Source organism: Micromonospora sp. NPDC093243, assembly GCF_044753725.1.
In the GTDB taxonomy this organism is placed as follows: domain Bacteria; phylum Actinomycetota; class Actinomycetes; order Mycobacteriales; family Micromonosporaceae; genus Micromonospora.
Genome location: NZ_JBIVNT010000001.1, coordinates 109,295 through 131,682, shown reverse-complemented (window position 1 = coordinate 131,682; position 22,388 = coordinate 109,295). Strand labels below are relative to the sequence as shown.

The following is a 22,388-nucleotide window of genomic DNA, read 5'->3' as shown; positions in this document are numbered from 1 at the left end:
GGGGTCAGGGGTGGGGAGTGATGGTGTGGTGGGCGGCGAGGACGTCCTGGCCGAAGTCGCTGGCCGGGCGGCGCAGCACCGTGTGCGCGTGGTTGCCGTCGTCGGCGGTGTTGTCGTACTCGATCAGCAGGTCGTCGCCCTGGATCCGGTAGTAGTGCCGCTGCCCGGGACTCATCGGGCCGGCCCAGGCGAAGTGCAGCTCGCGGCTGTCCAGCCGCTTCGCCTCGCGGATCGCCAGCTCCGGCGGGAGCCGGTCCAGATAGAGCGCGACCACCTGGTCGAGCAGCGCCCGCCCGGTGGGGCCGAGTCGGTCCGCCGGAACGCCGAGCGGCTCCAGCGGCCCGTCCACCCGCGGTCGGGTGGCGCTGATGATGTCGCCGGGCGCCTCGTCGTCGATGATCGCGGCTGCCCGCCCGATCGGCCCGATCGCGTCCAGCAGCGCCCGGCCCAGGTCCTCCTCGATGCCGAGCGGGCGGGAGACCGGCCGGCCACCGTGCCGGACCGCGGCCGGGTTGGCGCCGAAGAAGATCGGCGCGGGGGAGACCTGGTCGTCCACCACCGTCATGCTGACCGACAGGTGATGCCCCTCCAGCCGCCACGCCCAACGGTCGTCACGCTCCGGATCGCCGAAGACCGCCACCCAGTAGTCGCCGCTGTGCCGGCCCTGGCGCCACCCCTCGGCCCGGTCCAGCACCTCCTCCAGGGCGACGATCGCCATCGCCTGGGCGTACGCCGCCGGGCTCAGCGCGGTCGCCAGCAGCCGGTGCGCGGCCTTGCGCCCGACCACGTCCAGGTCGGCGAGGCAGACACCGGGCCGGGGCCGCGGCCGGTACTCCAGCCAACGGCGGGCCGCCTCGTCGTCGAAGCGGTACGCGGCGCGGGCGCGCGCCGGCTCGTCGAGCGCGGCCAGCAGCGCGCCGCCGGCCGTACGCATCTGCTCAGGTAGCGGATCTTCCACCGCCCCTGTATACCGTGCCCGGCAGCAGGCCCGTCGGAGGTCACCCGGCGCGCAGCAGCTCCACCATCGGCGGCAGGTCGAAGAAGCGGGCGGTGTCCATCGCCGACGGAGCGCCGTGATTTGGGTCGGCGCCGGCGGCGAGCAGTGCCCGTACCGCCTCGGAGCTGCTGCGGAAGACCGCCGCGGCCAGCGCGGTCTGCCCCCGGTCGTTGATCCGGCTGTGGTCGGCGCCCCGGTCCAGCAACGCGGCCACGGTCTCCGGGTGCGCGTGGTAGGCGGCCAGGATCAGCAGCGTGTCGCCCTTGTCGTTGGTCAGGTTCACCGGAAGCCCGGCGTCCAGGTGCCCGGACAGCTCCTCGGTGGACCCGGCCCGGGCCAGGTCGAACATCCGGTGCGCGAAGGCCAGGGTCTCGGCGTCGAGTTCGTCGCTCACCGGTCCAGGTTAGGTCTCCCGCCGACTGGTACGGTCCTCGGCCGGCGGATGGGGAGGGCGATGAGCGAGACGGTGTACGTGGGCAACGCGGGCGTCGACGGCGCGGCGGACGCGGGCTGGCTGCTCGGGCACTTCGTCCCGCCCGGGGACGTGCGACACAGCACCGACGTCGAGGTCAAGTGGGGGGTGCATCCGGCAGGGGAGGCCCGCGCCCGGTGGGCCACCGGTGAGCGGCGCATCGCCCTGCTCGTGCTGATCAGCGGGCGCTTCCGGGTCGAGCTGCCGGACCGCACGGTGGTGCTCGGCGCGCCCGGCGACTACGTGGTGTGGGGTCGTGGCGTCGACCACAGCTGGTACGCCGAGCGGGAGTCGGTGGTGCTCACCGTGCGCTGGCCGTCCGTGCCGGGCTACCGGGTGGAGCCGCCGGTACGCCGCTGACCGGGCCGAGCACGGACCGAGTCCCGGCATCTGGGAATACCTACTAAACCTATAGGGTTTGCCGCCTAGAGTGGGATGACCGTACCGCCCGACCCGCGAGGAACGTCATGAACCGCAACGCCCCGCAGCCCGACCTGCTCGCCGTCGCCGCGAGGTGGGCGGCGGACCCGGCCGGCTGGCCCGTGCCGCTGCGCTTCGACCCCGCCGAGCGCTGGTACGGGCGGCTCGCCGCCGCAGTCGACCACGAGGTGTGGGCGTTGAGCTGGCTGCCCGGCCAGGGCACCGACCTGCACGACCACGGCGGCTCGTCCGGCGCGTTCCTGGTCGTCGCCGGGGCGCTCACCGAGGAGACGGTCAGCGCGGGCCGGCTGCGCCCGCGGCGGCTCGCCGCCGGTGCCGGCCGCCGCTTCGGCGCCCGACACGTGCACCTGGTCGCCAACCGCGGCGACGAGCCGGCGGTCAGCGTGCACGTCTACCGGCCGGCGCTGCGCCGGATGACCCGCTACCAGCTCACCGACGGCCGGCTGCGGGTCGCCGAGGTGGCCGAGGCCGGCGTCGCCTGGTGAGCACAACCCGCCGACCCGCGCCGAGCAGCGTCGCGGCGCCGACCGGCACGCCGCCCAGCACCGGGTCGCCGACCCGTCGTCATCGGAAGGAACCGAGAATGCGCCAGTCCCGCGCCACCCGCTGTCCGGCCCCGGTGCCCCCACCGGGTTCCCGGGGAATCGACGAGATTCTCACCGCCGCCCGGGACCGGCTCGACCGGCTCGATCCGGAGCAGGCGCATCTGGCGTACCGGTCGGGCGCGCTGCTGGTCGACATCCGGCCGGCTGCCCAGCGGGCCGCGCACGGCACGGTGCCGGGCTCGCTCGCGGTGGAGCGCAACGTGCTGGAGTGGCGCTTCGACCCGCGCTGCCCGGCCCGGCTGCCCCAGGCGGTCGGCTACGACCTGCCCGTGGTGGTCCTCTGCCAGGAGGGTTACACCTCCTCGCTGGCCGCCGCGGCGCTGCAGGACCTCGGGCTGCACCGGGCCACCGACGTCGTCGGTGGGTTCGTCGCGTGGCGGATCGCCGGCCTGCCCGCCTTCGGCCCCACCCCGCTGCCCCCGTCCCCGCTCGCGCCCCCGGTGACCGCCGGCCGGGCGCTCCACTGACCGCCACGCGCCACCCGGCGTGGCGGGCGTACCGCCGTCACAGGAGGCACCATGTCCGTCGTCGCCATCTCGCCACGGCCGCATTCGGCGGTCCGCGCCGTCCGCAGCGCGCCGGCCCGCGCCAGCTCGACCCTCACCCTCACGGTCGACCTCGCGCCAGGCCCGCTCACGCCGGGGCTGGTCCGGCTGCTCGACCTGATCGGCGAACTCGCCGAGTCGGGGGAGGGCCGGCTGCGCGCCGACGACCTCGCCCCGGCCGGGCCGCGGGCCGTCCCGGACCCGCCGGCCGCCGACCCGGACGAGGTCCACATCCTCGCCGGCTCCCGGGTGGTGCGCCAGGGCGACCGGGAGATCCCGCTGACCCGCATCGAGTACGACCTGTTGCTGTTCCTGGCCGAGCGGCCTCGACGGGTGTTCACCCGGTTGCAACTGTTGGCCAACGTCTGGGGCTACGAGCACGCGGTGGCCCGCACCGTCGACGTGCACGTGCGCCGGCTGCGCGCCAAGGTCGGCGTCGACACCCCGGTGGTGACGACCGTCTACGGCGTCGGTTACCGGCTCGCCGACGAGGCCCGGATCGCCGTCGACCGGACCCGCTGACCGGCGGCTCCGCTCCCTTCGCCGACGCGGCGCACCCATATCCCCGGTTGCGCCGCGTCGTCCTGTCGGCGGGTGCGTGTCCCGCCACCGTGACGTGCCGGGTCCATCTGGGAGCGTGCCCGGCTAAGGCGAACGCGATTCACTTGCGACGGTGCGTGCGGGCCGACACCGAATGTGAACCGGGTAGGCACCCCCCGTATCGGGTCATCTCGGCGGCTCTGCTGTAATCATCAGACCTCGTACGCAGAGCGAGCATCCGGCTCCGATGCGTTCGTCAATTGTCACATTCATGCAACGCAGCCGCCCCTTGACCCTCGCACGGGCGCCGGGAAGCATCGATGAAGCGGCGTCCCGGGCCGTGGGGAGATACCCGGACCAGCCAAGGAGGACCATGTCGGTCAGCCCCGCCTCGTCGCGCGCCGGATGGCATACGTCCCAACCCGCGGTTCCCGGTCGACCCCCGGGCGGCCAGCGCCGCCCGGCGAACACGGTCGCGCCCGTGCTCACCGTGACGCTGTCCATCCCCCTCGCCGCCGAGGAGTCGCTGACCCCGCCGGCCCGCCGGCTGCTGGAGGCCGCCCGGGAGCTCCTCGAACGCGGCGAGGGCGTGATCTCCAGCAACGTCCCGCTGGAGCGTCGGCCCGAGTCACTGCCGGCCAACCGTGCCCCCACCCGGCCACTCGCCGCGACCATCCCGGCCCTGCACATCCTCGCCTCGTCCCGATCCGTGCTGCGCGACGGTGAACCGCTGCCGCTCACCCGGCTCGAGTTCGACCTGCTGCTGCACCTGGTCGCTCACCCCCGCCGGGTCTTCACCCGGCTGCAACTGCTCAACGCCGTCTGGGGCTACGAGCACGCCGGCGTCCGCACGGTCGACGTGCACGTGCGCCGACTGCGCGGCAAGGTCGGGGTGGACGTACCGCTGGTCACCACGGTCTACGGCGTCGGCTATCGGCTCGCCGACGACGCCCGGGTCACCATCGACCGCAACGGCTGACCCGGCTCGGCGCCGCCGCCCGCCGCGCCACCGGCGGCCGGCGCGCGGCAGGATGGGTCGGTGCGCATCCGTCCCATCTCGCCCGAGCGGCTCGTCGCCGAGCTGACCGACCGGCTGACCGACCGGTTGGCCGAGCAGGACGCCCACGCCGGGCCCGCCGCCGACACGGCCCCGCGCCGACTCCGGGTCGGGGTGGACGGGCCGGCCGCCGCCCGACCGGACGAGCTGGCCGCCGCCCTGATCGACCCGCTGCGCGCCCGCGGCCACCCCGCCCTGCACGTGCGGGCCGAGGACTTCCTGCGCCCGGCCTCGGTGCGCCTGGAGCTGGGCCGGACCAACCCGGACGCGTACTACGAGGGGTGGGTGGACGAGGTCGGACTGCGCCGGGAGGTGCTCGACCCGACCGGTCCGGGTGGCTCCGGGCGGGTACTGCCCTCGCTCTGGGACGCCGCGGCCGACCGGGCCAGCCGAGCCGGCTACGTCGAGCTGCCGCCCGGCGGGGTGGTGCTGGTCAGCGGGGCGCTGCTGCTCGGTGGTGGGCTGCCCTTCGACGTCACCGTCCACCTCGCGCTCTCCCCGGCGGCCCTGCGGCGGCGGACCGACCCGGAGCAGAGCTGGACGCTGCCGGCGTTCGACCGCTACGCCGAGGAGGTCGCGCCGGCCTCGTTCGCCGACGTGGTGGTGCGCTACGACGACCCCCGCCATCCCGCTGTCGTGGAGCCGCCCGCGGGCGCCTGATGTCCCCGAAATCGCCGGTTTGGTCGACGGATCCGGTGGGTAATCGCCCGGCTCACAGAGCACGGGTGATCGCCCGTGCACCGGACGCGACCGTAACCGGGGCCAGGGGCCGCCGGGCCGCCGGTTGACAGACGCCAGGAAAGGCAGGCAGCGATGCTCGTCCATGACACGGTCGGTACGGGCCGTTCCCAGACGGAGACCGCCCAGATCCGTCAGTCGCTCCAGGCGCGCTACGACGAGCTGTCCGCGGAGTACGAGCAGGCGGTGCTGCAGAGCCAGGTGCTGCGGCTGGTCGAGGTCGGCGACACCGCCGGCGACGACCAGGCCGACAGCGGCACGAAGACCGCCGAGCGGGACACCGCGCAGTCCCTGCTGCGCACCATCCTCGACCGCCGGGCCCAGTACGAGCACGCGCTGGGCCGGCTCGAGGAGGGCACCTACGGCTTCTGCGAGGGCTGCTCCGCACCGATCCCGGTCGAACGGCTGGAGATCTTCCCCTCCGCCACGACCTGCGTGTCGTGCAAGCAGACCCGGGAACGTCGGGCGGCCTGACGAGCGTCAGCGGTTGCCGGTCGGTCCGGAGCGCGGTGGACTTCACCCATGGGTGAGATCAAGGTGGGCACCGCGTCCTGGACCGACCGGACCCTGTTGGACTCCGGCTGGTATCCGCAGACGGCCGACACGCCGGAGAAGCGCCTGGCGTACTACGCCAGGAAGTTCCCGCTGGTCGAGGTGGACGCCACCTACTACTCGCCACCCGCCGAGCGGACCGCCCAGCTCTGGGCCGAGCGCACGCCGGCCGGCTTCACCTTCAACATCAAGGCGTTCAGCCTGCTCACCGGGCACCCGACCCGGGTCAGCGCGATCTACAAGGATCTGCGTCCGCAGACCGACAAGCGCAACGTCTACCCCGACGACCTGCCCGCGCAGGCGTACGAGGACGTGTGGACGCGCTTCCTCTCCGCGCTCGACCCGCTGGTGGCGGCGGGCAAGCTCGGCGCCCTGCTGTTCCAGTTCCCGCCCTGGTTCACCATCAAGCGGGACAACAAGCAGTACCTGCTCGAGGTGGCCCGGCGCTGCGCCCCGCTGCGGCCGGTCTACGAGTTCCGGCACGCCTCGTGGTTCGACGGGGACAACGCCGACGAGACGCTCGACTTCCTGCGTACCCACGAGTTGCCGTTCGTCTGCGTGGACATGCCGCAGGGCCATCGCTCCTCGGTGCCGCCGGTGCTGGCCGCCACCGCGGACCTCGCGGTGGTCCGCTTCCACGGCCACAGCGACAAGTGGACCAGCAAGGACATCCACGAGAAGTTCGGCTACCGCTACGCGGACCGGGAGCTGCGGGACTGGGCGCCGAAGCTGCGCGAGCTGGCCGACTCCACCCAGCAGACGCACGTGCTGATGAACAACTGCTACCGGGACTACGCGCAGACCAACGCCGCCACCCTCGCCGGGCTGCTCGGCGCCGACTGATCCGACCTCACCCGAGAAGGGTGAGGCCGGATCACCCGCCCGGCGGGCAGAGTGGCGGTGCGTGCGGTCGGCGTCGTCGACCCGGCCCGGGCGGCACCGCAATCGGTCGCCGGCACGCACCACGAGGAGGTGACCGGGAATGACGGCTCGGATGGTGACGGACCCCCGACGGGGCGCCGTCCTGCACGTGGTCGGCGGCTCCGGAGACACCAGGCGCGCTCCGCGGAGCGGCCGACGGGGCCCGATCCGCGCGCGACCCGGCCCGGTGGGGCCGCCGCGCCGCGACGACGACCGACGCTGGGATACCGAGGAACGGGGGTGGGAAGATGGCTGAGCAGTTGATCTCGGCGTTCGAGTCCTCGCTGGACAAGACGAACCTGATCCTGAAGGACATCGAGAGCGCCTACGGCTGGCCCAAGGAGCAGCGCAACCAGTCCTACGCGGCGCTGCGGACCGTGCTGCACCTGCTGCGCGACCGGCTGCCGGTGCAGGAGAGCGTCGAGTTCGCCCAGCAGTTGCCGGTGCTGGTGCGGGGCATCTACTTCGACGGGTGGAGCCCGTCGGACGTGCCGATCAAGCTCAACCGTGACGACTTCCTCTACGAGGTCCGGCAGGGCTTCCCGTACGACGTGGAGGGCGGCATGGAGCAGGTCGTGCAGGTGGTGCTGGACACCCTGCGCCGGCACATCACCCAGGGCGAGTGGCAGGACGTCAAGGACACCATGCCGAAGGACCTGGCCCGGATGATGCCGTGACACCCTCCGGCCCGCCCCGGCGCAGGGGCGGGCCGGGCGCTCACTCCGCCGGGACCCGGCTCACCGGGTGCCCGGCGCGGCGCGCCAGGCCGGCGAAGGCGACCGCGTCCACGATGGCCGCGCCCCCCGGGTCGTTGTTGAAGTAGACGTACGCCGGCGCGTCGCCGAACGTGTCGGCGAGCCGCCGGACCCACGAGGCGAGCGCCGCGCGCCCGTAGCGCGGGTGCGGCCGGGCCCGCCCCTCGTGCAGCCGCAGGTAGCCGAAGTCGGTGGTGCGCCACAGCGGCGCGACCGGACGGCCGAGCCGGTCGGCCCAGACCAGCGCCGCCCGGCGCCGCTCCAGCAGCGCCCGGGTCGCCGGCGTCCACCACGACGGGTGGCGGGGCTCCACCGCCACCCGCACCTCGGCCGGGAAGAGGCGCAGCGTGGCGTCCAGCGCCGCCAGGTCGGCGGGCAGGTTGGGCGGCAGTTGCAGCAGCACCGGACCGAGCCGGTCGCCCAGCGCCGTGGCCCGGCCCAGGAAGCGGCTCACCGGCTCGGCCGGGTCGCGCAGCCGCTTGATGTGGGTCAGGTAGCGGCTCATCTTCACCGCCACGCAGAAGTCGTCGGGGGTCCGCGCCCGCCACGCGGCGAAGGTGTCCCGCTCCGGCAGCCGGTAGAAGGCGTTGTTCACCTCCACCGTCGCGAACCGCTCGGCGAAGTGCTCCAGCCAGAGTCGCTGCGGCACCGCCGCGGGATAGAACCGCTCCCGCCAGTCGCGGTACTGCCAGCCCGAGGTGCCCACGAGGATCATCGGCTCCATCCTGACACCGCCGGCGCGGCGCCGCTGGGTGGCCGGCCGCCGAGCAGCGCGGCGGCGGACCGGCGAACCGCCCGTGCCGGCCGGTCGGGGCGTCTACGGTGTGGTTAGAGGAGATCGCGCGTGGGGTACCACCCGCTGCACACGGACCCCGGCGCACGGCGGGGCGGCACAAGGGAGCACCGATGGCACTCAGCGACGACGACATGACCACCAGCGGCGCCGGTGGCGCCGAGGGCCCGGCCGACGGAGGGGCGACCCCGGGTCAGCGCGACGGCGGCGCCGACGGCGGCGCGGACCAGGGCGCCGAGCGCGGCATGGACCAGGGCGCCGACCAGGGCGCGGAGGGTCCGGCCGACGGCGGTGCGACGCCGGGCAAGCAGGATGGTGGCGCCGACGGCGGTGCCGAGGGGCCGGCCGACGGCGGTGCGACGCCGGGCAAGCAGGACGGCGGCGCCGACGGCAGCGCCGGGTAACGAGCGCCGTGACGCACAACGACCCGCCGGGTGGCCACGGCCGCCCGGCGGTCCCGTCCGTTCCCGCGGCGGCCGCGCTGGCCCGCTGCGTCAGCGTCGAGCCGGCGAAGTTCGCCGCGGCGTACTGGGGGCAGACCCCGTTGTTGTCCCGCGCCGACGAGCTGCCCGACCCGGCCGGTTTCGCCGACCTGTTCAGCCCGGCTGACGCCGACGAACTGCTCAGCCGCCGCGGCCTGCGCACCCCGTTCCTGCGGATCGCCAAGGACGGAGAGCTGGTTCCCGCCGGGCGGTGGACCGGCGGTGGTGGCGCCGGCGCCGAGATCGCCGACCAGGTCCTCGACGAGCGGGTACTGGAGCAGTACGCGGGCGGGGCGACCCTGGTGCTGCAGGGTCTGCACCGCACCTGGCCGGCGCTGATCGACTTCGCCCGCGACCTGGGCCTGGCACTCGGCCAGCCGTTGCAGGTCAACGCCTACCTGACCCCGCCGGGCAACCAGGGCTTCGCCACCCACTACGACACCCACGACGTGTTCGTGCTCCAGGTGGACGGTCGCAAGCACTGGCGCATCCACCCTCCGGTGCTGCCCGACCCGCTGGAGCGGCAGCCCTGGGGTGGCCGGGCCGACGAGATCACCGCCACCGCGCAGGGGCCGGCCGCGCTCGACGTGGTCCTCGCCCCCGGCGACGCGCTCTACCTGCCCCGCGGCTGGCTGCACAGCGCGCAGGCGCAGGAGACGAGTTCGCTGCACCTGACCGTGGGCATCCGGGCGTTGACCCGCTACGCGCTCGTGGAGGAGTTGCTGGCACTCGCCGCCGAGGACCGCCGGCTGCGGGCCAGCCTGCCGTTCGGCACCGACGTCGCCGACCCGGACGCCATCGAGCCGGAACTCACCGAGACCGTCGAGGCGCTGCGCGACTGGCTACTGCGGGCCGACCCGGTCGCGGTGGCGGCCCGGCTGCGGCAGCGGGCCTGGCCGGCGTCGCGGCCGGCGCCGATCCGCCCGCTCGCCCAGGCGGCGGCGCTGACCGCCCTGGACGCCGACGCCCGCCTGAGCCCGCGAGCCGGGCTGCGCTGGCAGCTCGTCCCGGACGGCTCGGACCGGGTCGGGCTGCGCCTGCCGGACCGGACGATCACCCTGCCCGCGCAGTGCGAGCCGGCGGTGCGGGCCCTGCTCGCCGGCCCGGTCACCCGCGTCGGCGACCTGCCCGGCCTGCCCGACGACGCCGACCGGCTGGTGCTGGCCCGCCGGCTGCTGCGCGAGGCGGTCATCGTCCCGGCCTGAGCCCGCCGTCGATCATGCAGTCGTGGTGCCAGCCTCATCCACTTGTGCACCTTTCGTCACCCACCACAACTGCATGATCGACGGCCGGCACTGCCCCGGGGGTCGGCGGGGACCGCAGCATCCCGGAGGCGCGGACGACGCGGGCCGGGGTCAGCGGCCGAGCACCAGCAGCAGCGCCGTGGTCAGCAGCCCGGCCGCCAGCACCACGGTGATCGGGCGTGGGCCGAGCACGGCGTGTCGCCGGTCGGCCAGCACCTTGGCCGGTACCAGGCCCACCAGCGGGCCGAGCAGCGTCACCACCAGCGCCAGCACGGGCATTCCGACGGCCAGGTCACCGCCGTAGCCGACCCCGGCCGCCCGGGCGCCCACCCCGAGGCCGTAGGCCAGGGCGGCCCCGCCCACCCCGCAGAGCGCGAGCATCGGGTTGACCGACCCGGGCAGCTCACCCGGTTGCCTGGTCCGGTTCAGCAGCTCCCGCACCCCGGCGAGCAGCAGCACCGGATCGCCGTCGGCGCCGAGAGCCGGCGCGGGTGGACCGGCCAGCCGCCGCCCGGCCGCGCCGAGCCGGGCGCGCAGCTGCTGCCACAGGTGTGTCACCTCCGCGTCCACCCGCTCCTGCAGCTCACGGGCGGCGGTCAGCTCGCGCTCGGCGTCGCGGACCTGCTCGGCGGCCTCGGCGACGGCCCGGTCCGCGGCGGCGCACTGCCGCTCGTGCCAGTTGCGCGCCTCGTCCCGCTGGGCGTGCACCCGGGCGGTCAGGTCGGCCAGCCGCCGCACCTGGGCCGCGTACGTCTCACTGGTCACCGGTTGGTTCATCGGGCCGGTCCATAGGGGATGATCACCTGGCCGGTGCGGTGCACCGCCCGGTCGAAGAAGAGCCCGCGCCACGGCCGGGGATACCAGTCCGGCCCGCCAGGGCCCGGATAGAGCGAGGAGCCCAGCTCCCCACCGTGCGCGTCGAGCGCCACCCACGCCCCGATCTGGTCCGTGCGCGCGGCCGGCCCGCCCAGGTCGGCGCGCATCCGGGCCACGCCCCGCCACCAGGCCAGCACGTGGGTCCGCCGTTCCGGGCCGTCGTGCAGGATCCGGCGCAGCTGCTCCAGCCCGCTGCGCCGCCCGGCCGGCGCAGCCAGCGAGCCGGCCGCCGCGTCCACCGCGAAGAGCAGCAGGTAGTGCGGGTGGCCCGAGGCGGTGAGGCCCTCCGCAGTCTCGGCCATCAGCTCGGGCACGGTCTCCTCGTCGTACCAGGCGGCGTCGTCGGCGAGGTCTTCGTAGAGGGCGCGGGCGACCGGATCGGCGTCGGGGTCGAGGCAGGCGATGGAGAACCGGGCGGTGCCCGGACGGTGTTGGCGCGCGAGCGACCGGGCCGCCGCGTCGAGCACCGCGCACGCCTCGTCAACCCGGGTGCCGAGCACGGCCAGGTTGCGCCCCGGCGCACGGGGCAGCCGCAGCGCCGCCGAGCGGGCCTGCACGTCGATGATCTCGCCGAGCAGCGCGACCGGTCCCCGCTGCGTCCCGTCCCCCGGCCGCAGCGCGCGGAAGTCCGGGGCGTCGGCCAGTCGGGGAATGGCGTCGCCGTCGAAGAGCCGGGCCGGCGCGGCGTCCTGCGGGCGCATCCGCCACAGCCGGTGCTGCAGGCCGCTCCAGGTCTCCCAGTCGCTGGCCGACGGGATCCGGGCCACCTCGTTCCCCTCGGGCAGCCCCGACTCGGCGTTGACCACGGCGTGCCAGCGGGGCAGCGACTGGGCCGCGTCGTTGCGCTCGGCCAGGATCCGCAGTGCCTTCGGCAGCGCGATGCGTAGGGTGAACTGGGCGACCAGGGCGGGCCGCCCCCACAGTGCCTCGATGCCCCGCACGTCCTGGGAGGCGAGCACCAGGTGGATGCCCTGCGAGCGGCCGCGGCGGGCCAGGTCCTCCAGCAGGTCGGCGGCCTCGCGGGCGACCACGTCCCGGCCGGCGAGCAGCATCTGGAACTCGTCGACCACCGCGACGATCCGTGGCCAGCGCCCGGTCGGGTCCACCGCGCGCAGCTCGGCCAGCTTGGTGACCTCGTGCTTCTTGGCCGCGTCGGCCCGCCGGCGCAGCTCCTCGGCGAGGAAGCGCAGCAACGCCAGCCCGAACTCCCGGTCGGTGTTGACGTTGATGCCGACCAGCCGCATGTGTGGCAGCCAGCTCGGATCCCGTCGGCCCTGCGCGAACCGGGCGAAGGAGACCCCCTCCTTGAAGTCCAGCAGATAGAACTCCAGCTCGGCGGGGGAGTAGCGGGCGGCCAGCGCACCGATCCACGCGAAGATCAGGTTGGTCTTGCCGGTCCCGGACGGGCCACCGATCAGCGCGTGCGGCGGGTAGTCGCCCAGCGTCAGCCGCACCGGCCGGCCGTGCGGCCCCTCCCCGATCGGGGCGGTGAGCGCGGTGGACGAGTCCTCCTGCCACATCTGCTCCGGCGGTGGCAGCAGGTCGGTGAACGGGGTCGGCGGGGGGCCGGCGTTGACCCGGGCCGCCACGTCTCGGCACGTCTCGGTGACCAGCGTGGCCGGTGGCGGCGGATCCAGCCGGACGGGCAGCCCCGGCGGCCCGCCGATGCGCGCGCCGTCCGGCTCGGCCACCACCCGGGTGATCGTCGGGTCGTCGGGCAGCGGCACGCCGCGGACGACCAGGTGGACCCCGCAGGCCGCGCCGGTGCGTACCACCCGGTCGAGTTGTCCCCGCTCGTGTCGGGACAGCTCGTCGCCGCCGAGCAGCACGGCGACCCGCCACGGCTCGGGGCGGCGACCGGTCGCCGCGGCCAGCTCGCGCAGCGAGGCGTGCTCGCCGGCCAGCACGGTCTCGTTGATCCGGCGGATCTGCTCCACCAGGTCGTCGAGGAGTCGGCCCAGCCCGCCGGGGCCGACGAAGGTGAGCAGCCCGGCGGTGCCCAGCGGGGCGAACCCGGCCAGCCCGCCGCCCAGGTGCTCCGGGTCGTACCCGATCAGCCGGACCGCACCCGGGTCGGCCCGGCCGAGAGCGCGTAGCAGCAGCGCGGACAGCACTGCGTCGCCGCCGTCCCGGTCGTCGCCGGTGAGGTGGACGTGCCCCGCGTCGAGCAGCGGCACCAGCGCCGGCACCGGTTCGGCGCCGGCGATCCGGACCGCGCCGATCCGCAGCGCGCCGGGCGGCTCGCCACGGCCGGCGGGCGTGGGCCGCCACCCTGGCCAATTCTCGCTGGCCGCGCCCGGCGCCTCCCGCCGCGCGGCGTCGGCGGCCCGACGGGCCAGCTCTGCGATCCGGGCGGCGTGCCGGGCGTCGATCTCGGCGAGCCGGCGGTCCCGTTCCGCGCCGACCCGCTCCGGCACCGCCGTCGCGGCCCGGCGTACCCGGGCGAGCCGCTCCTGTCCGGCGGTCAGCTCGGCCTGCGCGGCGGAGAGCCGGGTCCGGCTCGCGCCGAGCGCCTCGGCGAGGGTGTCCCGGACCCGGGTGACCAGCTGGGCGCGCCGGTCAGCCATCGGAGCCCCGACGTCGGGGTGCGTCGTGCCACGGACCCGAGCGCGGCGGCACCCGGCCGCCGGTCCCGGCCGGCTCGCCAGGCCACGACCGCACGCTCGCCGCCGCACCGGGTGCGGCGCTGGTGCGCCCCGATGGGCGGGCAGCGGGCCCGCGCGGTGGCGTCCGGCCCGCGCTGGTGGCGTCCTGACCGGCCGGCGGGCGTCGTTCGCCCGTGCGTCCCGGCGTGCTGCCGTCCGCGTCGGCCCGGCCCGCGTCCGCCGTGCTCGACCGGCCGGCGTCGGCGGGGAGGTCCCGGCCGAGGCGGGCCAGCAGCACGCCGGTCAGCACTCCGGCGCTGACCGCGGAGTCCGCGGCGTGCGCCGGCTCCCCGGAGCGTCGTGGTGGGGGCATCCGGCAGACCCGGGTCAGCAGGGTGTCGAGCACCGGCGCCGGCAGCCCGGGCAGCAGGTCGCGGACCCGGCCGTCCAGCTCGCCGCGCAGCTTGCCCAGGTCGTCGGCCCGGGGTGGGTGCCCGAGCAGCTCGCCGGCCAGGTCGCGCAGCAGCGGCGGGGCGAGCGCGGCCAGCCCCAGCCCGACGTCGGCGTGCGCCCGGCGCAGCTCGGTACGGAGCCGGTCACGGTCCCCGGCGCGTACCCCGCGGACCACCCGGCGCAGCAGCTCCGCGGAGTCGCCGATCCGCTCGTCCGGCTCGTCGGCGTCTTCGGGTCCGCCGGTCAGCTCGGCCACCCGCACCGACCACCAGCGGCGTAGCCGCACCTGTTCAGCCGGTTCGGCCGCTACGGCGACGGGGGCGGCGTCGCGGGGCGCGTCGTGCCGCGGTTTTTGCTCCTGCGGCCGGGCTGCCGCCGGCCCGCCCCCGCCGGCCAGCCCGAGCGCGGCGAGGTAGGCCGCGAGCTGCTCCTGGGCCAGCCGTAGCGCGTAGCCGGCGGTCTCGGCGTGCTCGGTCGCGGCGGAGAGTTCCGGCACCCCCATCGGGTTGGCCGATTCCTGCCGCACCCAGCGCAGCCGCTCGCTGGCCAGCCCGAACTTCTCCAGTGCCTGCCCGAGCAGGTCGAGCGGCAGCTCCTCGGCGGCGGCGCGGACCTGCGCGCCGACATCCTCGACAATGGACACGGCGGGCTCTACAGGGCCGCGACGTAGAGCTGCGCCTGCTCGACGGCGACCAGGGTGGCGGCGAGGCACTCCTCCAGCTCCTGGCTGGCCTGGGTCAACGAGGCCTGGGCCGCCTCGACCGTCTCGTGGCCGCTGCCCTCGAGCGCGCCGGCGAGTGTCTGCTGCGCCTCGGCCAACCTCTCACCGGCTGCCTGGACGGCGCTCTGGCCGTCGCCGATCTGTTGCAGTGCAACGTCGATGGCTGCCTTGAGCTCGGCGACGCTCGCCACGGGGGGTACCTCCTGGGGGCGGGGAGGCCTTCATTAGAGCCTATTCGGGGCGCGGGAGAACATCCGCCCTGTCAGTGTTCCTGCCCCGCTGACCGCTTGTCACCACGAAGCGCCGGGAGTCCGATTGGCGGGACCGCGGGTCGGGGCCGCTCAGCTGCGCGCCGTGGCGTCCGGGCCCGTCATCGCGTCACGCAGCCAGCGCGGGCCGTACACCTCGGCGCCCCGGGCGGTGACGCGTTCGCGCAGCTCACGGTCGGCGGTGACGACCACCACCCGGCGGCGCTCCGGCGCCGCGCCGACCAGCTCGACCATGGTGTCGTCGCCGGAGCCCGGGGCCGCGACCACCTCGACCCCCGGCACGGCCGGCACGTCCCGGGCCGCGCCCTCGACCACGAGCACCACCTCGAGCGGAGGCGGCAGCTGCGGTGGCAGCCCGGCGGCGGCCACCCCGGTCAGCGAGTCGCGCAGCCGGGCGGTCGCTCCGGCCCGGTCCCGCCACCACCCGTTCGGGCGGGATCCGACCACGTTCGCGGCGTCCACGATCAACAGCGGCGGTACGTCCATGGCCTCAGCCTGCCACCGCGACCGCTGGTACGCCTGCTGCTGGGCTATCCCGGCGGGTCGCGACGGGCCGGATGGAGGTCCGGTTCCGCGCCGGTGCCCTGCGCCGCGCGGCGTTTGTCGCGCCGACCGCCGGGTAGCCCCTGCCGACCGTGCCGCTCGCAACTGCGGAGGAGACATGATGGGACCCGGCGAGTTCGGCTCCGACCCGTGGGACGAGTTCCTGGCCCGGTACTTCGGCCGGGGTGAGGGTGGGCGCCGACCGGCGCACCGGGTCGACATCACCCGGCTGATGACCGCCGACGCGCGGGAGATGCTGGCCGACGCCGCCCGGCGCGCGGCGCAGCGGCAGAGCAGCGACCTGGACACCGACCATCTGCTCTGGGCGGCGCTGCAACGTGAACCGCTGCGCGACCTGGTCCGGCGGGCCGGCGCCGACCCGGACACGCTGCTCAACGCGCTCGGCGGGCGGGGTGACGGCGCCCCCCGTGGCGAGGTGCCGCCGAACCTGTCGCTCACCCCGGCGGCGAAGCGGGCCCTGCTCGACGCCCATCAGCTCTCCCGCGCGATGGGCGCGAACTACATCGGCCCCGAGCACATCCTGATGGCGCTGCCGCTGAACCCGGAGTCGCCGGCCGGGCGGATGCTCGCCGCCGGGCGAATCCAGCCGGAGTCGTTGCAGGCCGCCAACGCCGAGCGCGGCCCGATGACCGGGCCGAGGCCGGACCGGGGCACCCCGACCCTCGACCAGTACGGCCAGGACCTCACCGACCTGGCCCGCAACGACCAGATCGACCCGGTGATCGGCCGGGCCGACGAGATCGAGCAGGCGGTGGAGATCCTCTCCCGGCGTACCAAGAACAACCCGGTGCTGATCGGCGAGGCCGGCGTCGGCAAGACCGCCATCGTGGAGGGGCTGGCCGAGCGGATCTGCGACGGCGACGTGCCGCAGACCCTGCTCGGCAAGCGGGTGGTCCAGCTCGACCTGGCCGGCCTGGTGGCCGGCACCCGCTACCGCGGCGACTTCGAGGAGCGGCTGAAGAAGGTGATCGACGAGATCCGGGCGCACCGGGAAGAGCTGATCATCTTCCTGGACGAGATCCACACGCTGGTCGGGGCGGGCGGGGCGGGCAGCGAGGGCGGCATGGACGCGAGCAACATGCTCAAGCCGGCGCTGGCCCGCGGTGAGCTGCGGGTGATCGGCGCGACCACGCTGGACGAGTACCGCAAGAGCATCGAGAAGGACGCTGCCCTGGCCCGCCGGTTCCAGCCGGTGCTGGTGCCCGAGCCCAGCGTGGACGACACCATCGCCATCCTGCGCGGGCTGCGTGACCGGTACGAGGCGCACCACCAGGTGCGTTTCACCGACGAGGCGCTTGTCGCCGCGGCCGAGCTCTCCGACCGCTACGTCACCGACCGGTTCCTGCCGGACAAGGCGATCGACCTGATCGACCAGGCCGGCGCCCGGGTCCGGTTGCGTACCCGAACCCCGGCCGCCGACGTGCGTGACCTGGAGCGTCAGCTCGACGAGGTCCGTCGGGACAAGGAGCAGGCGGTCGCCGACGAGCAGTACGAGCGGGCGTCGACGCTGCGCGACCGGATCGGCGAGTTGGAGGAGCAGGTACGTCGGGCGCACGGCGAGGACGGCGACACCTCGCAGGTCCCCGAGGTCGGTCAGGAGGAGATCGCCGAGGTGGTCTCCCGGGCCACCGGCATCCCGGTCGCCCAGCTCACCGAGGAGGAGCGGGACCGGCTGCTGCGCCTGGAGGGGCACCTGCACGAGCGGGTGGTCGGGCAGGACGACGCGGTGACCGCGGTCGCCGAGGCGGTCCGGCGCTCCCGGGCCGGGCTCGCCGACCCCGAGCGGCCGATGGGTAGCTTCCTGTTCCTCGGCCCGACCGGTGTCGGCAAGACCGAGCTGGCCCGGGCCCTGGCCGAGGCGCTCTTCGGCGAGGCGGACCGGATGGTCCGGGTGGACATGAGCGAGTTCCAGGAGCGGCACACGGTCAGCCGGCTGGTCGGGGCGCCACCCGGGTACGTCGGCTACGAGGAGGCCGGTCAGCTCACCGAGGCGGTGCGCCGCCGCCCGTACGCGGTGGTGCTGCTGGACGAGATCGAGAAGGCGCACCCTGACGTGTTCAACATCCTGCTCCAGGTGCTCGACGACGGCCGGCTCACCGACAGTCAGGGCCGGACGGTGAACTTCAAGAACACCGTCCTGATCATGACCAGCAACCTGGGTTCGGAGTTGATCACCGGTGCCCAGCGCTCGGTCGGCTTCGGCGCCGGCGAGCCCGGCAGCGCCCAGGAGAGCGACGAGTTGCGCGAGCGGCTGATGCGCCGGCTGCAGGAGAACTTCCGGCCGGAGTTCCTCAACCGCATCGACGAGGTGATCATCTTCCGTCGGCTGGAGGCCGAGCAGCTGCGCCAGATCACCGAGCTGATGCTGGAGGAGACCCGACGCCGGCTGCACGCCCAGGACATCCAGGTCGAGGTCACCACGGCGGCCATCGACTGGCTCGCCGAGCACGGCTACCAGCCGGAGTTCGGCGCCCGCCCGCTGCGCCGCGTGATCCAGCGCGAGGTGGACAACCGATTGTCCCGGATGCTGCTGGAGTCGCAGATCTCCCCGAGCCAGCGGGTGACCGTGGACGTCAGCGAGGGCGCGCTGACCTTCCAGGTGGGGGCGGGGGAACGCGGCTACACCGCCGCCACCACGACACACCCGCGATGAGCCGGACGCAGGCGCCCGAGCCCGAGAAGCCCCGGGAACCGGCGGAGTCCACCCAGGAGGACGAGCACCCCGAGCCGATCCAGGCCCGCCCGACTGCCAACCCCGCCCGGGTGCGGATGCCGGCGGAGGGGCTGAGCCGGAAGAAGGACGAGGAGGACCCGGAGGCGTCCGGGCCGCCACCGGAAGAGGAGGCCTGATGGTACGCGAGCAGCGGCTCGAACCCGAGGTTGCGGTGCTCTGGGATGACTTCCACGCCCAGGTCAACGTCCCGTCCGAGCAGCTGCGCCAGTGGCTGCTGACCCGCGGCTCCGGCGAGGAGTCGTTCGGCGCGGACCCGGATCTGGGCCTGCCCGAGCCGGGCCGGCAGATCCTGGCGGTGCTGCGCAAGCGCAAGGTGGACCTCACCCCGGAGGACATCGAGGTGATGCGGGACGCCATCGACCGGATCCAGTCCCTGTTGGACGCCAAGCCGTCGCGCGGCAACGCCGACGACGAGTGGCGCCACTCCCTGCTCGACCTAGGCCACGACGTCCTGGTCGAACGCTGACGGCCGCCCCGGCCGCGCCGGCCCGCGCGCCGGGCCGCGCGTCGATCATGAAGTTGTTGTCACGGCGCCCGGCGTGTCGTGACAACAACTTCATGATCAACGCGCGGTGGGTGGGGTGGGGGTTCGGTCAGGTGCCCTGGTCGGACTCGAGGCTGCCGAGGGTCAGGCCGGCGGCGTCGGCGGCCGCCTCCCGGTCGGCGCGCTGCTGCTCCTCGCGGGTGAGCAGGTTGGCGTACTCGGTGATGTCCGCCGCCCCGGGCACCTCGGGCAGCCGGCGCAGGAAGGACTCCACGTCCTGGGCGGCGGCGGTGTGTGCCGCGGCCGCCCGGCGCAGCAGTTCGCGGTCGTCGGCAGCGGGATACAGGTCGGTCATGTGGCCGTGATACCCGTCGTCAGGCGGTTCGCACCCCACCGGCCCCGGCGACCGGGCCGGCCGCCGTGGGCCGGCGGACCCCGAAGCCGGGGTTGCGGGTCAGCCAGGCCAGGTAGCCCGGGTGCGGAACGAGCGAATCGGTGTACGCCGCTTTCGCCGTCTCCAGCACCAGTTCGGCGACCGGGCCGGCGGGGGAGTCCGGGTGCCAGCCGAACATCAGCCGCCAGCGCAGCGGCACCCCGGCCAGCCGCCGGGTGACCAGCCCGGTAACCGGACGGAAGGTGGCCTGGCAGAGCGCGATCGCCTCGCCGGCGTCCACCAGGTCGACGCAGCCGCGCACGTCGGTCTCGTACACCTTGCGCGGGGTGAAGCCGGCGCGGGCGCAGGCGGCGGCGAAGCAGTCGCCGAAGCAGCCGTCACCCGGCGCCGCCACCCACTGCTCGTGACGCAGGTCGACCAGGTGCACCTCCTCCCGGTCGGCCATCGGATGGCTCTCCGGTAGCAGCACCAGCACCGGGTCGACCGCCACCTCCCGCCAGCTGAGCCCGAACTCGGCCGACGGACTGGAGTCGCCGCAGACCCCGGTGAGCACGAAGTCCAGCCGCCCCCCGACGACCAACTGCGCCAGCTCGTCCACCGACCACGAGGCGTAGGTGGTGATCTGCGCCTGCGGCTGCTCGGCGGCGAGCCGGTGCACCAGCCGGCCGAGGATGGGGCTGTTCACCCCGCCGAACCGGTAGCGCCGGGGCGTGTCCCCGGCCCCGGCCAGCCGCGCGGCCTCGTCCTGCAGCCCCTTCATCGCCGGCAGCAGCACCCGGGCCCGGGCGAGCACCAGCTCGCCGAGCGCGGTCGGCCGGGCGCCGCGCCGGTCCCGCTCGAACAGCGGGCCGCCGAGTGTGCGTTCGATGCGCTGGAGCTGGGCGGTGAGCGCCGGCTGGGCGAGGCCGAGCGTCGACGCCGCCTTGGTCACGCTGCCCGTCTCGGCGATCGCGCAGACGACCCGCAGGTGTCGCAGCTCCAGGTTCATACGGTGACGGTAGGACCCCACCCGGTGCTGCGGAAGGGCCCGGACGGATCGGTGACGATGGATGACCGTCGCCGGGCGGCCGGTGCCGCCGCCCGCCCGGGCGCCGACGTCAACCTCGTGGCGGCTCCGGCAGGTCGGCCAGGTACGTGGGCCGTCCGGTCACCACGTCCCGGACCTTGTCCACCACCCCGACCGCCGGTTCCACGATCCGGTTCCACGGCGGGGTGGCCGGGGTCGCCGGGTGCGGCCGGGTCGGCGCCGCCTCCTCGGCGATCTCCAGCCGGTTGCCCAGCCGGATCAGCTCCTCCTCGGTGGCCACCGCGCGCAGCGCCGCGACCAGCGCGCCCACCCCCTCGACGTGCCGGCGGACCCGCTCGGCCACCTCGTCGAGCCCGTCGTCGCCGAGCGCCTTCAACGCGGTCAGCAGGGCGGCGTCGGCGTCGATCTCCTTCTCGACCCGCTCGACCGCCTCGGGCACCGCCGCCCGCACGGCCGGCAGCAGGTACTGCTCCTCGGCGGAGAGGTGCCGGGACAGCGCCGCGGTCAGCACCGGCAGGCCCTCCTGCGGGGTGGTGCCGGGCCCGGTCAGCTGCCCGAGCAGCTCCAGCAGCTGCCGGTGCTCCGAGTCGACGATGTCGGCGATGCTGCGACCACCGGGCCGGTAGCCCTCGTCGGGGGCGGGCGGCAGTGGCGGCAGGGGAACGGTCATGGTGCCCTCCTCGGCTGGCGGGCGGTGCGAGACGGGGGAACGTACGGTCGCCCGGCGCGGTACCCCCGACGGCGCGCCGCGAAACCGCGAAGCGGGCCGGGGCGACCTGCCCGGACACCGCTGCTGGTATGAAGAAGCGATGACGACCGACCCCGCCTCCGCCCGACCCGAACCGACCGACGAGGTCGTCGACCTCTGCCGTGACCTGCTGCGGATCGACACCACCAACACCGGCGACAACGACACCAGCGCCGGTGAACGCCGCGCGGCCGAGTACGTGGCGGAGAAGCTCGCCGAGGTGGGCGTCACGGCCGAGATCCACGAGTCCGCACCGGGCCGCGCCAACGTGGTGGCCCGGATCGCCGGCACCGATCCCGGCCGGGGCGCGCTGCTGGTGCACGGCCACCTGGATGTCGTGCCGGCCGACGCCGACGAGTGGTCGGTGCACCCGTTCTCCGGCGAGATCCGCGACGGCTACCTCTGGGGCCGGGGCGCCATCGACATGAAGGACTTCGACGCGATGGTGCTGGCCGTGCTGCGGCACTGGCAGCGCACCGGGGTGCGCCCGCAGCGCGACATCGTGCTCGCGTACACCGCCGACGAGGAGGCCGGCAGTGACTACGGCGCGCACTTCCTGGTCGAGCGGCACCGTGACCTCTTCGACGGCTGCACGGAGGCGATCGGCGAGGTGGGCGGCTTCTCCTACTCGATCAACGACTCCCAGCGGCTCTACCTGATCGAGACCGCCGAGAAGGGGCTGGACTGGCTGCGGCTGCACGCCAAGGGCCGCCCGGGGCACGGCTCGATGGTGCACGACGACAACGCGGTCACCGCCCTGGCCGAGGCGGTGGCCCGCATCGGCCGGCACCGCTTCCCGGTGGTGGTCACCCCGACCGTGCGGGCCTTCCTCGAGGAGGTCTCCGACCTGCTCGGTGTCGAGCTCGACCCGGAGGACCCGGAGACCGCCATCGCCAAGCTCGGCCCGATCGCCAACATCATCGGCGCGACGATCCGCAACACCGCCAACCCGACCCGGCTGACCGCCGGCTACAAGGACAACGTCATCCCCGGGCGGGCCACCGCCACCATCGACTGCCGCAGCCTGCCCGGGCAGTCCGAGCTGCTCGAGCAGCAGCTGCGCGAGCTGATCGGGCCGGACATCGCGATCGAGTACATCCAGCGCCAGCCGGCGCTGGAGACGACCTTCGACGGCGACCTGGTCGAGGCGATGTCGGCCGCGCTGCGCGCCGAGGACCCGGGCGCCCGCCCGGTGCCGTACATGCTCTCCGGCGGCACCGACGCCAAGGCCTTCTCCCAGCTCGGCATCCGCTGCTTCGGGTTCGCGCCGCTGCGGCTGCCCGCCGATCTGAACTTCTCCGCCCTGTTCCACGGCATCGACGAGCGGGTTCCGGTCGACGGACTACAGTTCGGCGTGCGGGTTCTCGACCGGTTCCTCCGCACCTGCTAGC

General features: G+C 74.8%; 26 protein-coding genes. 15 read left to right on the top strand and 11 right to left on the bottom strand.

The genetic code is table 11. From position 1 onward, the window contains the following. Window positions 1–4 precede the first annotated feature (4 nt). Window positions 5–958, bottom strand: a complete 954-nt coding sequence (locus ACIP9D_RS00685) for a DUF3500 domain-containing protein (RefSeq protein WP_350876566.1) — start codon at window positions 956–958, stop codon at window positions 5–7. Between the two features lie 40 nt (window positions 959–998). Continuing rightward, window positions 999–1,391, bottom strand: coding sequence for an ankyrin repeat domain-containing protein (locus ACIP9D_RS00680; protein ID WP_350876565.1), 393 nt, complete (start codon window positions 1,389–1,391; stop codon window positions 999–1,001). A gap of 60 nt (window positions 1,392–1,451) precedes the next feature. Between ACIP9D_RS00680 and ACIP9D_RS00675 the strand changes: the two genes are divergently transcribed. The 9 genes from ACIP9D_RS00675 to ACIP9D_RS00635 all read left to right on the top strand — a co-directional run bounded on the left by ACIP9D_RS00675 (window position 1,452) and on the right by ACIP9D_RS00635 (window position 7,545). Beyond that, on the top strand, window positions 1,452–1,829 hold the full coding sequence (locus ACIP9D_RS00675; protein WP_350876563.1) for a signal peptidase I: 378 nt from the start codon (window positions 1,452–1,454) through the stop codon (window positions 1,827–1,829). Between the two features lie 107 nt (window positions 1,830–1,936). Continuing rightward, entirely contained in the window at window positions 1,937–2,395 is a 459-nt protein-coding gene (locus ACIP9D_RS00670) for a cysteine dioxygenase family protein (RefSeq protein WP_350876561.1), read from the top strand. Window positions 2,396–2,493: 98 nt separating this feature from the next. Further along, entirely contained in the window at window positions 2,494–2,982 is a 489-nt protein-coding gene (locus tag ACIP9D_RS00665; protein WP_350876559.1) for a rhodanese-like domain-containing protein, read from the top strand. Between the two features lie 51 nt (window positions 2,983–3,033). Further along, window positions 3,034–3,582: a winged helix-turn-helix domain-containing protein gene (locus tag ACIP9D_RS00660; RefSeq protein ID WP_350876557.1), complete on the top strand. Its 549-nt coding sequence runs from the start codon at window positions 3,034–3,036 to the stop codon at window positions 3,580–3,582. 391 nt (window positions 3,583–3,973) lie between these two features. After that, a complete protein-coding gene (locus ACIP9D_RS00655) occupies window positions 3,974–4,579 on the top strand; it encodes a winged helix-turn-helix domain-containing protein (protein ID WP_350876555.1) in 606 nt (201 codons plus the stop codon). Between the two features lie 60 nt (window positions 4,580–4,639). After that, window positions 4,640–5,317 carry a uridine kinase gene (locus ACIP9D_RS00650; protein ID WP_350876553.1) on the top strand — a complete coding sequence of 226 codons (678 nt, stop codon included), beginning with the start codon at window positions 4,640–4,642 and terminating at the stop codon, window positions 5,315–5,317. 153 nt (window positions 5,318–5,470) lie between these two features. Then, the gene (locus ACIP9D_RS00645; RefSeq protein WP_350876551.1) at window positions 5,471–5,869 is read left to right on the top strand and encodes a TraR/DksA C4-type zinc finger protein; all 399 of its coding nucleotides are present in this window, start codon (window positions 5,471–5,473) and stop codon (window positions 5,867–5,869) included. A 48-nt stretch (window positions 5,870–5,917) separates the two neighbouring features. Next, on the top strand, window positions 5,918–6,790 hold the full coding sequence (locus tag ACIP9D_RS00640; protein WP_350876549.1) for a DUF72 domain-containing protein: 873 nt from the start codon (window positions 5,918–5,920) through the stop codon (window positions 6,788–6,790). 326 nt (window positions 6,791–7,116) lie between these two features. Beyond that, window positions 7,117–7,545 carry a DUF2267 domain-containing protein gene (locus ACIP9D_RS00635; protein ID WP_350876547.1) on the top strand — a complete coding sequence of 143 codons (429 nt, stop codon included), beginning with the start codon at window positions 7,117–7,119 and terminating at the stop codon, window positions 7,543–7,545. A gap of 40 nt (window positions 7,546–7,585) precedes the next feature. On the opposite strand, the gene ACIP9D_RS00630 is transcribed toward ACIP9D_RS00635, so the two are convergent. Further along, on the bottom strand, window positions 7,586–8,338 hold the full coding sequence (locus ACIP9D_RS00630; protein ID WP_350876545.1) for a DUF72 domain-containing protein: 753 nt from the start codon (window positions 8,336–8,338) through the stop codon (window positions 7,586–7,588). Window positions 8,339–8,529: 191 nt separating this feature from the next. On the opposite strand from ACIP9D_RS00630, the gene ACIP9D_RS00625 reads away from it, so the two are divergent. Both ACIP9D_RS00625 and ACIP9D_RS00620 read left to right on the top strand, forming a co-directional pair. Continuing rightward, window positions 8,530–8,820 carry a hypothetical protein gene (locus ACIP9D_RS00625; protein ID WP_350876543.1) on the top strand — a complete coding sequence of 97 codons (291 nt, stop codon included), beginning with the start codon at window positions 8,530–8,532 and terminating at the stop codon, window positions 8,818–8,820. 8 nt (window positions 8,821–8,828) lie between these two features. Then, on the top strand, window positions 8,829–10,103 hold the full coding sequence (locus tag ACIP9D_RS00620; protein ID WP_350876541.1) for a JmjC domain-containing protein: 1,275 nt from the start codon (window positions 8,829–8,831) through the stop codon (window positions 10,101–10,103). 150 nt (window positions 10,104–10,253) lie between these two features. On the opposite strand, the gene ACIP9D_RS00615 is transcribed toward ACIP9D_RS00620, so the two are convergent. The 5 genes from ACIP9D_RS00615 to ACIP9D_RS00595 form a co-directional block, all read right to left on the bottom strand. Then, window positions 10,254–10,919 carry a hypothetical protein gene (locus tag ACIP9D_RS00615; protein ID WP_350876539.1) on the bottom strand — a complete coding sequence of 222 codons (666 nt, stop codon included), beginning with the start codon at window positions 10,917–10,919 and terminating at the stop codon, window positions 10,254–10,256. Further along, window positions 10,916–13,585 (bottom strand): FtsK/SpoIIIE domain-containing protein, encoded by a 2,670-nt coding sequence (locus ACIP9D_RS00610; RefSeq protein WP_350876537.1) that lies wholly within the window; start codon window positions 13,583–13,585, stop codon window positions 10,916–10,918. Before ACIP9D_RS00610 ends, ACIP9D_RS00615 begins: the two co-directional genes overlap by 4 nt. Next, a complete protein-coding gene (locus tag ACIP9D_RS00605) occupies window positions 13,578–14,699 on the bottom strand; it encodes a hypothetical protein (RefSeq protein ID WP_350876535.1) in 1,122 nt (373 codons plus the stop codon). The genes ACIP9D_RS00610 and ACIP9D_RS00605 overlap by 8 nt, the downstream gene beginning before the upstream one ends. Window positions 14,700–14,707: 8 nt before the next feature. Beyond that, complete coding sequence (locus ACIP9D_RS00600; protein WP_350876533.1) at window positions 14,708–14,968, bottom strand: hypothetical protein; 261 nt, start codon at window positions 14,966–14,968, stop codon at window positions 14,708–14,710. 150 nt (window positions 14,969–15,118) lie between these two features. Then, window positions 15,119–15,532, bottom strand: a complete 414-nt coding sequence (locus ACIP9D_RS00595; RefSeq protein ID WP_350876531.1) for a hypothetical protein — start codon at window positions 15,530–15,532, stop codon at window positions 15,119–15,121. A 175-nt stretch (window positions 15,533–15,707) separates the two neighbouring features. On the opposite strand from ACIP9D_RS00595, the gene ACIP9D_RS00590 reads away from it, so the two are divergent. From ACIP9D_RS00590 to ACIP9D_RS00580, 3 genes are read left to right on the top strand one after another with little or no spacing between them, the layout of a single operon-like run. Further along, entirely contained in the window at window positions 15,708–18,263 is a 2,556-nt protein-coding gene (locus ACIP9D_RS00590; RefSeq protein WP_350876529.1) for an ATP-dependent Clp protease ATP-binding subunit, read from the top strand. Beyond that, window positions 18,260–18,460, top strand: a complete 201-nt coding sequence (locus tag ACIP9D_RS00585) for a hypothetical protein (protein WP_350876527.1) — start codon at window positions 18,260–18,262, stop codon at window positions 18,458–18,460. Before ACIP9D_RS00590 ends, ACIP9D_RS00585 begins: the two co-directional genes overlap by 4 nt. Beyond that, window positions 18,460–18,810, top strand: coding sequence for a DUF3140 domain-containing protein (locus ACIP9D_RS00580; RefSeq protein ID WP_350876525.1), 351 nt, complete (start codon window positions 18,460–18,462; stop codon window positions 18,808–18,810). The genes ACIP9D_RS00585 and ACIP9D_RS00580 overlap by 1 nt, the downstream gene beginning before the upstream one ends. Window positions 18,811–18,937: 127 nt before the next feature. Here ACIP9D_RS00580 and ACIP9D_RS00575 read toward each other — a convergent pair whose 3' ends face one another. The 3 genes from ACIP9D_RS00575 to ACIP9D_RS00565 all read right to left on the bottom strand — a co-directional run bounded on the left by ACIP9D_RS00575 (window position 18,938) and on the right by ACIP9D_RS00565 (window position 20,919). Then, window positions 18,938–19,183: a hypothetical protein gene (locus ACIP9D_RS00575; RefSeq protein WP_350876523.1), complete on the bottom strand. Its 246-nt coding sequence runs from the start codon at window positions 19,181–19,183 to the stop codon at window positions 18,938–18,940. A gap of 19 nt (window positions 19,184–19,202) precedes the next feature. Continuing rightward, on the bottom strand, window positions 19,203–20,210 hold the full coding sequence (locus tag ACIP9D_RS00570) for a LysR family transcriptional regulator (protein ID WP_350876522.1): 1,008 nt from the start codon (window positions 20,208–20,210) through the stop codon (window positions 19,203–19,205). A gap of 109 nt (window positions 20,211–20,319) precedes the next feature. Next, window positions 20,320–20,919: a hemerythrin domain-containing protein gene (locus ACIP9D_RS00565; RefSeq protein WP_350876520.1), complete on the bottom strand. Its 600-nt coding sequence runs from the start codon at window positions 20,917–20,919 to the stop codon at window positions 20,320–20,322. A gap of 139 nt (window positions 20,920–21,058) precedes the next feature. Between ACIP9D_RS00565 and ACIP9D_RS00560 the strand changes: the two genes are divergently transcribed. Continuing rightward, window positions 21,059–22,387 carry a M20/M25/M40 family metallo-hydrolase gene (locus ACIP9D_RS00560; protein WP_350876517.1) on the top strand — a complete coding sequence of 443 codons (1,329 nt, stop codon included), beginning with the start codon at window positions 21,059–21,061 and terminating at the stop codon, window positions 22,385–22,387. Window position 22,388 lies beyond the last annotated feature (1 nt).

Excerpts from the sequence above, each read along its gene's own strand:
- ACIP9D_RS00675 (WP_350876563.1), top strand. The coding sequence starts at position 1,452 with ATGAGCGAGACGGTGTACGTGGGCAACGCGGGCGTCGACGGCGCGGCG.
- ACIP9D_RS00670 (WP_350876561.1), top strand. The coding sequence starts at position 1,937 with ATGAACCGCAACGCCCCGCAGCCCGACCTGCTCGCCGTCGCCGCGAGG.
- ACIP9D_RS00665 (WP_350876559.1), top strand. The coding sequence starts at position 2,494 with ATGCGCCAGTCCCGCGCCACCCGCTGTCCGGCCCCGGTGCCCCCACCG.
- ACIP9D_RS00660 (WP_350876557.1), top strand. The coding sequence starts at position 3,034 with ATGTCCGTCGTCGCCATCTCGCCACGGCCGCATTCGGCGGTCCGCGCC.
- ACIP9D_RS00655 (WP_350876555.1), top strand. The coding sequence starts at position 3,974 with ATGTCGGTCAGCCCCGCCTCGTCGCGCGCCGGATGGCATACGTCCCAA.
- ACIP9D_RS00645 (WP_350876551.1), top strand. The coding sequence starts at position 5,471 with ATGCTCGTCCATGACACGGTCGGTACGGGCCGTTCCCAGACGGAGACC.
- ACIP9D_RS00640 (WP_350876549.1), top strand. The coding sequence starts at position 5,918 with ATGGGTGAGATCAAGGTGGGCACCGCGTCCTGGACCGACCGGACCCTG.
- ACIP9D_RS00635 (WP_350876547.1), top strand. The coding sequence starts at position 7,117 with ATGGCTGAGCAGTTGATCTCGGCGTTCGAGTCCTCGCTGGACAAGACG.
- ACIP9D_RS00630 (WP_350876545.1), bottom strand. The coding sequence starts at position 8,338 with ATGATCCTCGTGGGCACCTCGGGCTGGCAGTACCGCGACTGGCGGGAG.
- ACIP9D_RS00625 (WP_350876543.1), top strand. The coding sequence starts at position 8,530 with ATGGCACTCAGCGACGACGACATGACCACCAGCGGCGCCGGTGGCGCC.
- ACIP9D_RS00615 (WP_350876539.1), bottom strand. The coding sequence starts at position 10,919 with ATGAACCAACCGGTGACCAGTGAGACGTACGCGGCCCAGGTGCGGCGG.
- ACIP9D_RS00610 (WP_350876537.1), bottom strand. The coding sequence starts at position 13,585 with ATGGCTGACCGGCGCGCCCAGCTGGTCACCCGGGTCCGGGACACCCTC.
- ACIP9D_RS00595 (WP_350876531.1), bottom strand. The coding sequence starts at position 15,532 with ATGGACGTACCGCCGCTGTTGATCGTGGACGCCGCGAACGTGGTCGGA.
- ACIP9D_RS00590 (WP_350876529.1), top strand. The coding sequence starts at position 15,708 with ATGATGGGACCCGGCGAGTTCGGCTCCGACCCGTGGGACGAGTTCCTG.
- ACIP9D_RS00585 (WP_350876527.1), top strand. The coding sequence starts at position 18,260 with ATGAGCCGGACGCAGGCGCCCGAGCCCGAGAAGCCCCGGGAACCGGCG.
- ACIP9D_RS00580 (WP_350876525.1), top strand. The coding sequence starts at position 18,460 with ATGGTACGCGAGCAGCGGCTCGAACCCGAGGTTGCGGTGCTCTGGGAT.
- ACIP9D_RS00575 (WP_350876523.1), bottom strand. The coding sequence starts at position 19,183 with ATGACCGACCTGTATCCCGCTGCCGACGACCGCGAACTGCTGCGCCGG.
- ACIP9D_RS00570 (WP_350876522.1), bottom strand. The coding sequence starts at position 20,210 with ATGAACCTGGAGCTGCGACACCTGCGGGTCGTCTGCGCGATCGCCGAG.
- ACIP9D_RS00565 (WP_350876520.1), bottom strand. The coding sequence starts at position 20,919 with ATGACCGTTCCCCTGCCGCCACTGCCGCCCGCCCCCGACGAGGGCTAC.
- ACIP9D_RS00560 (WP_350876517.1), top strand. The coding sequence starts at position 21,059 with ATGACGACCGACCCCGCCTCCGCCCGACCCGAACCGACCGACGAGGTC.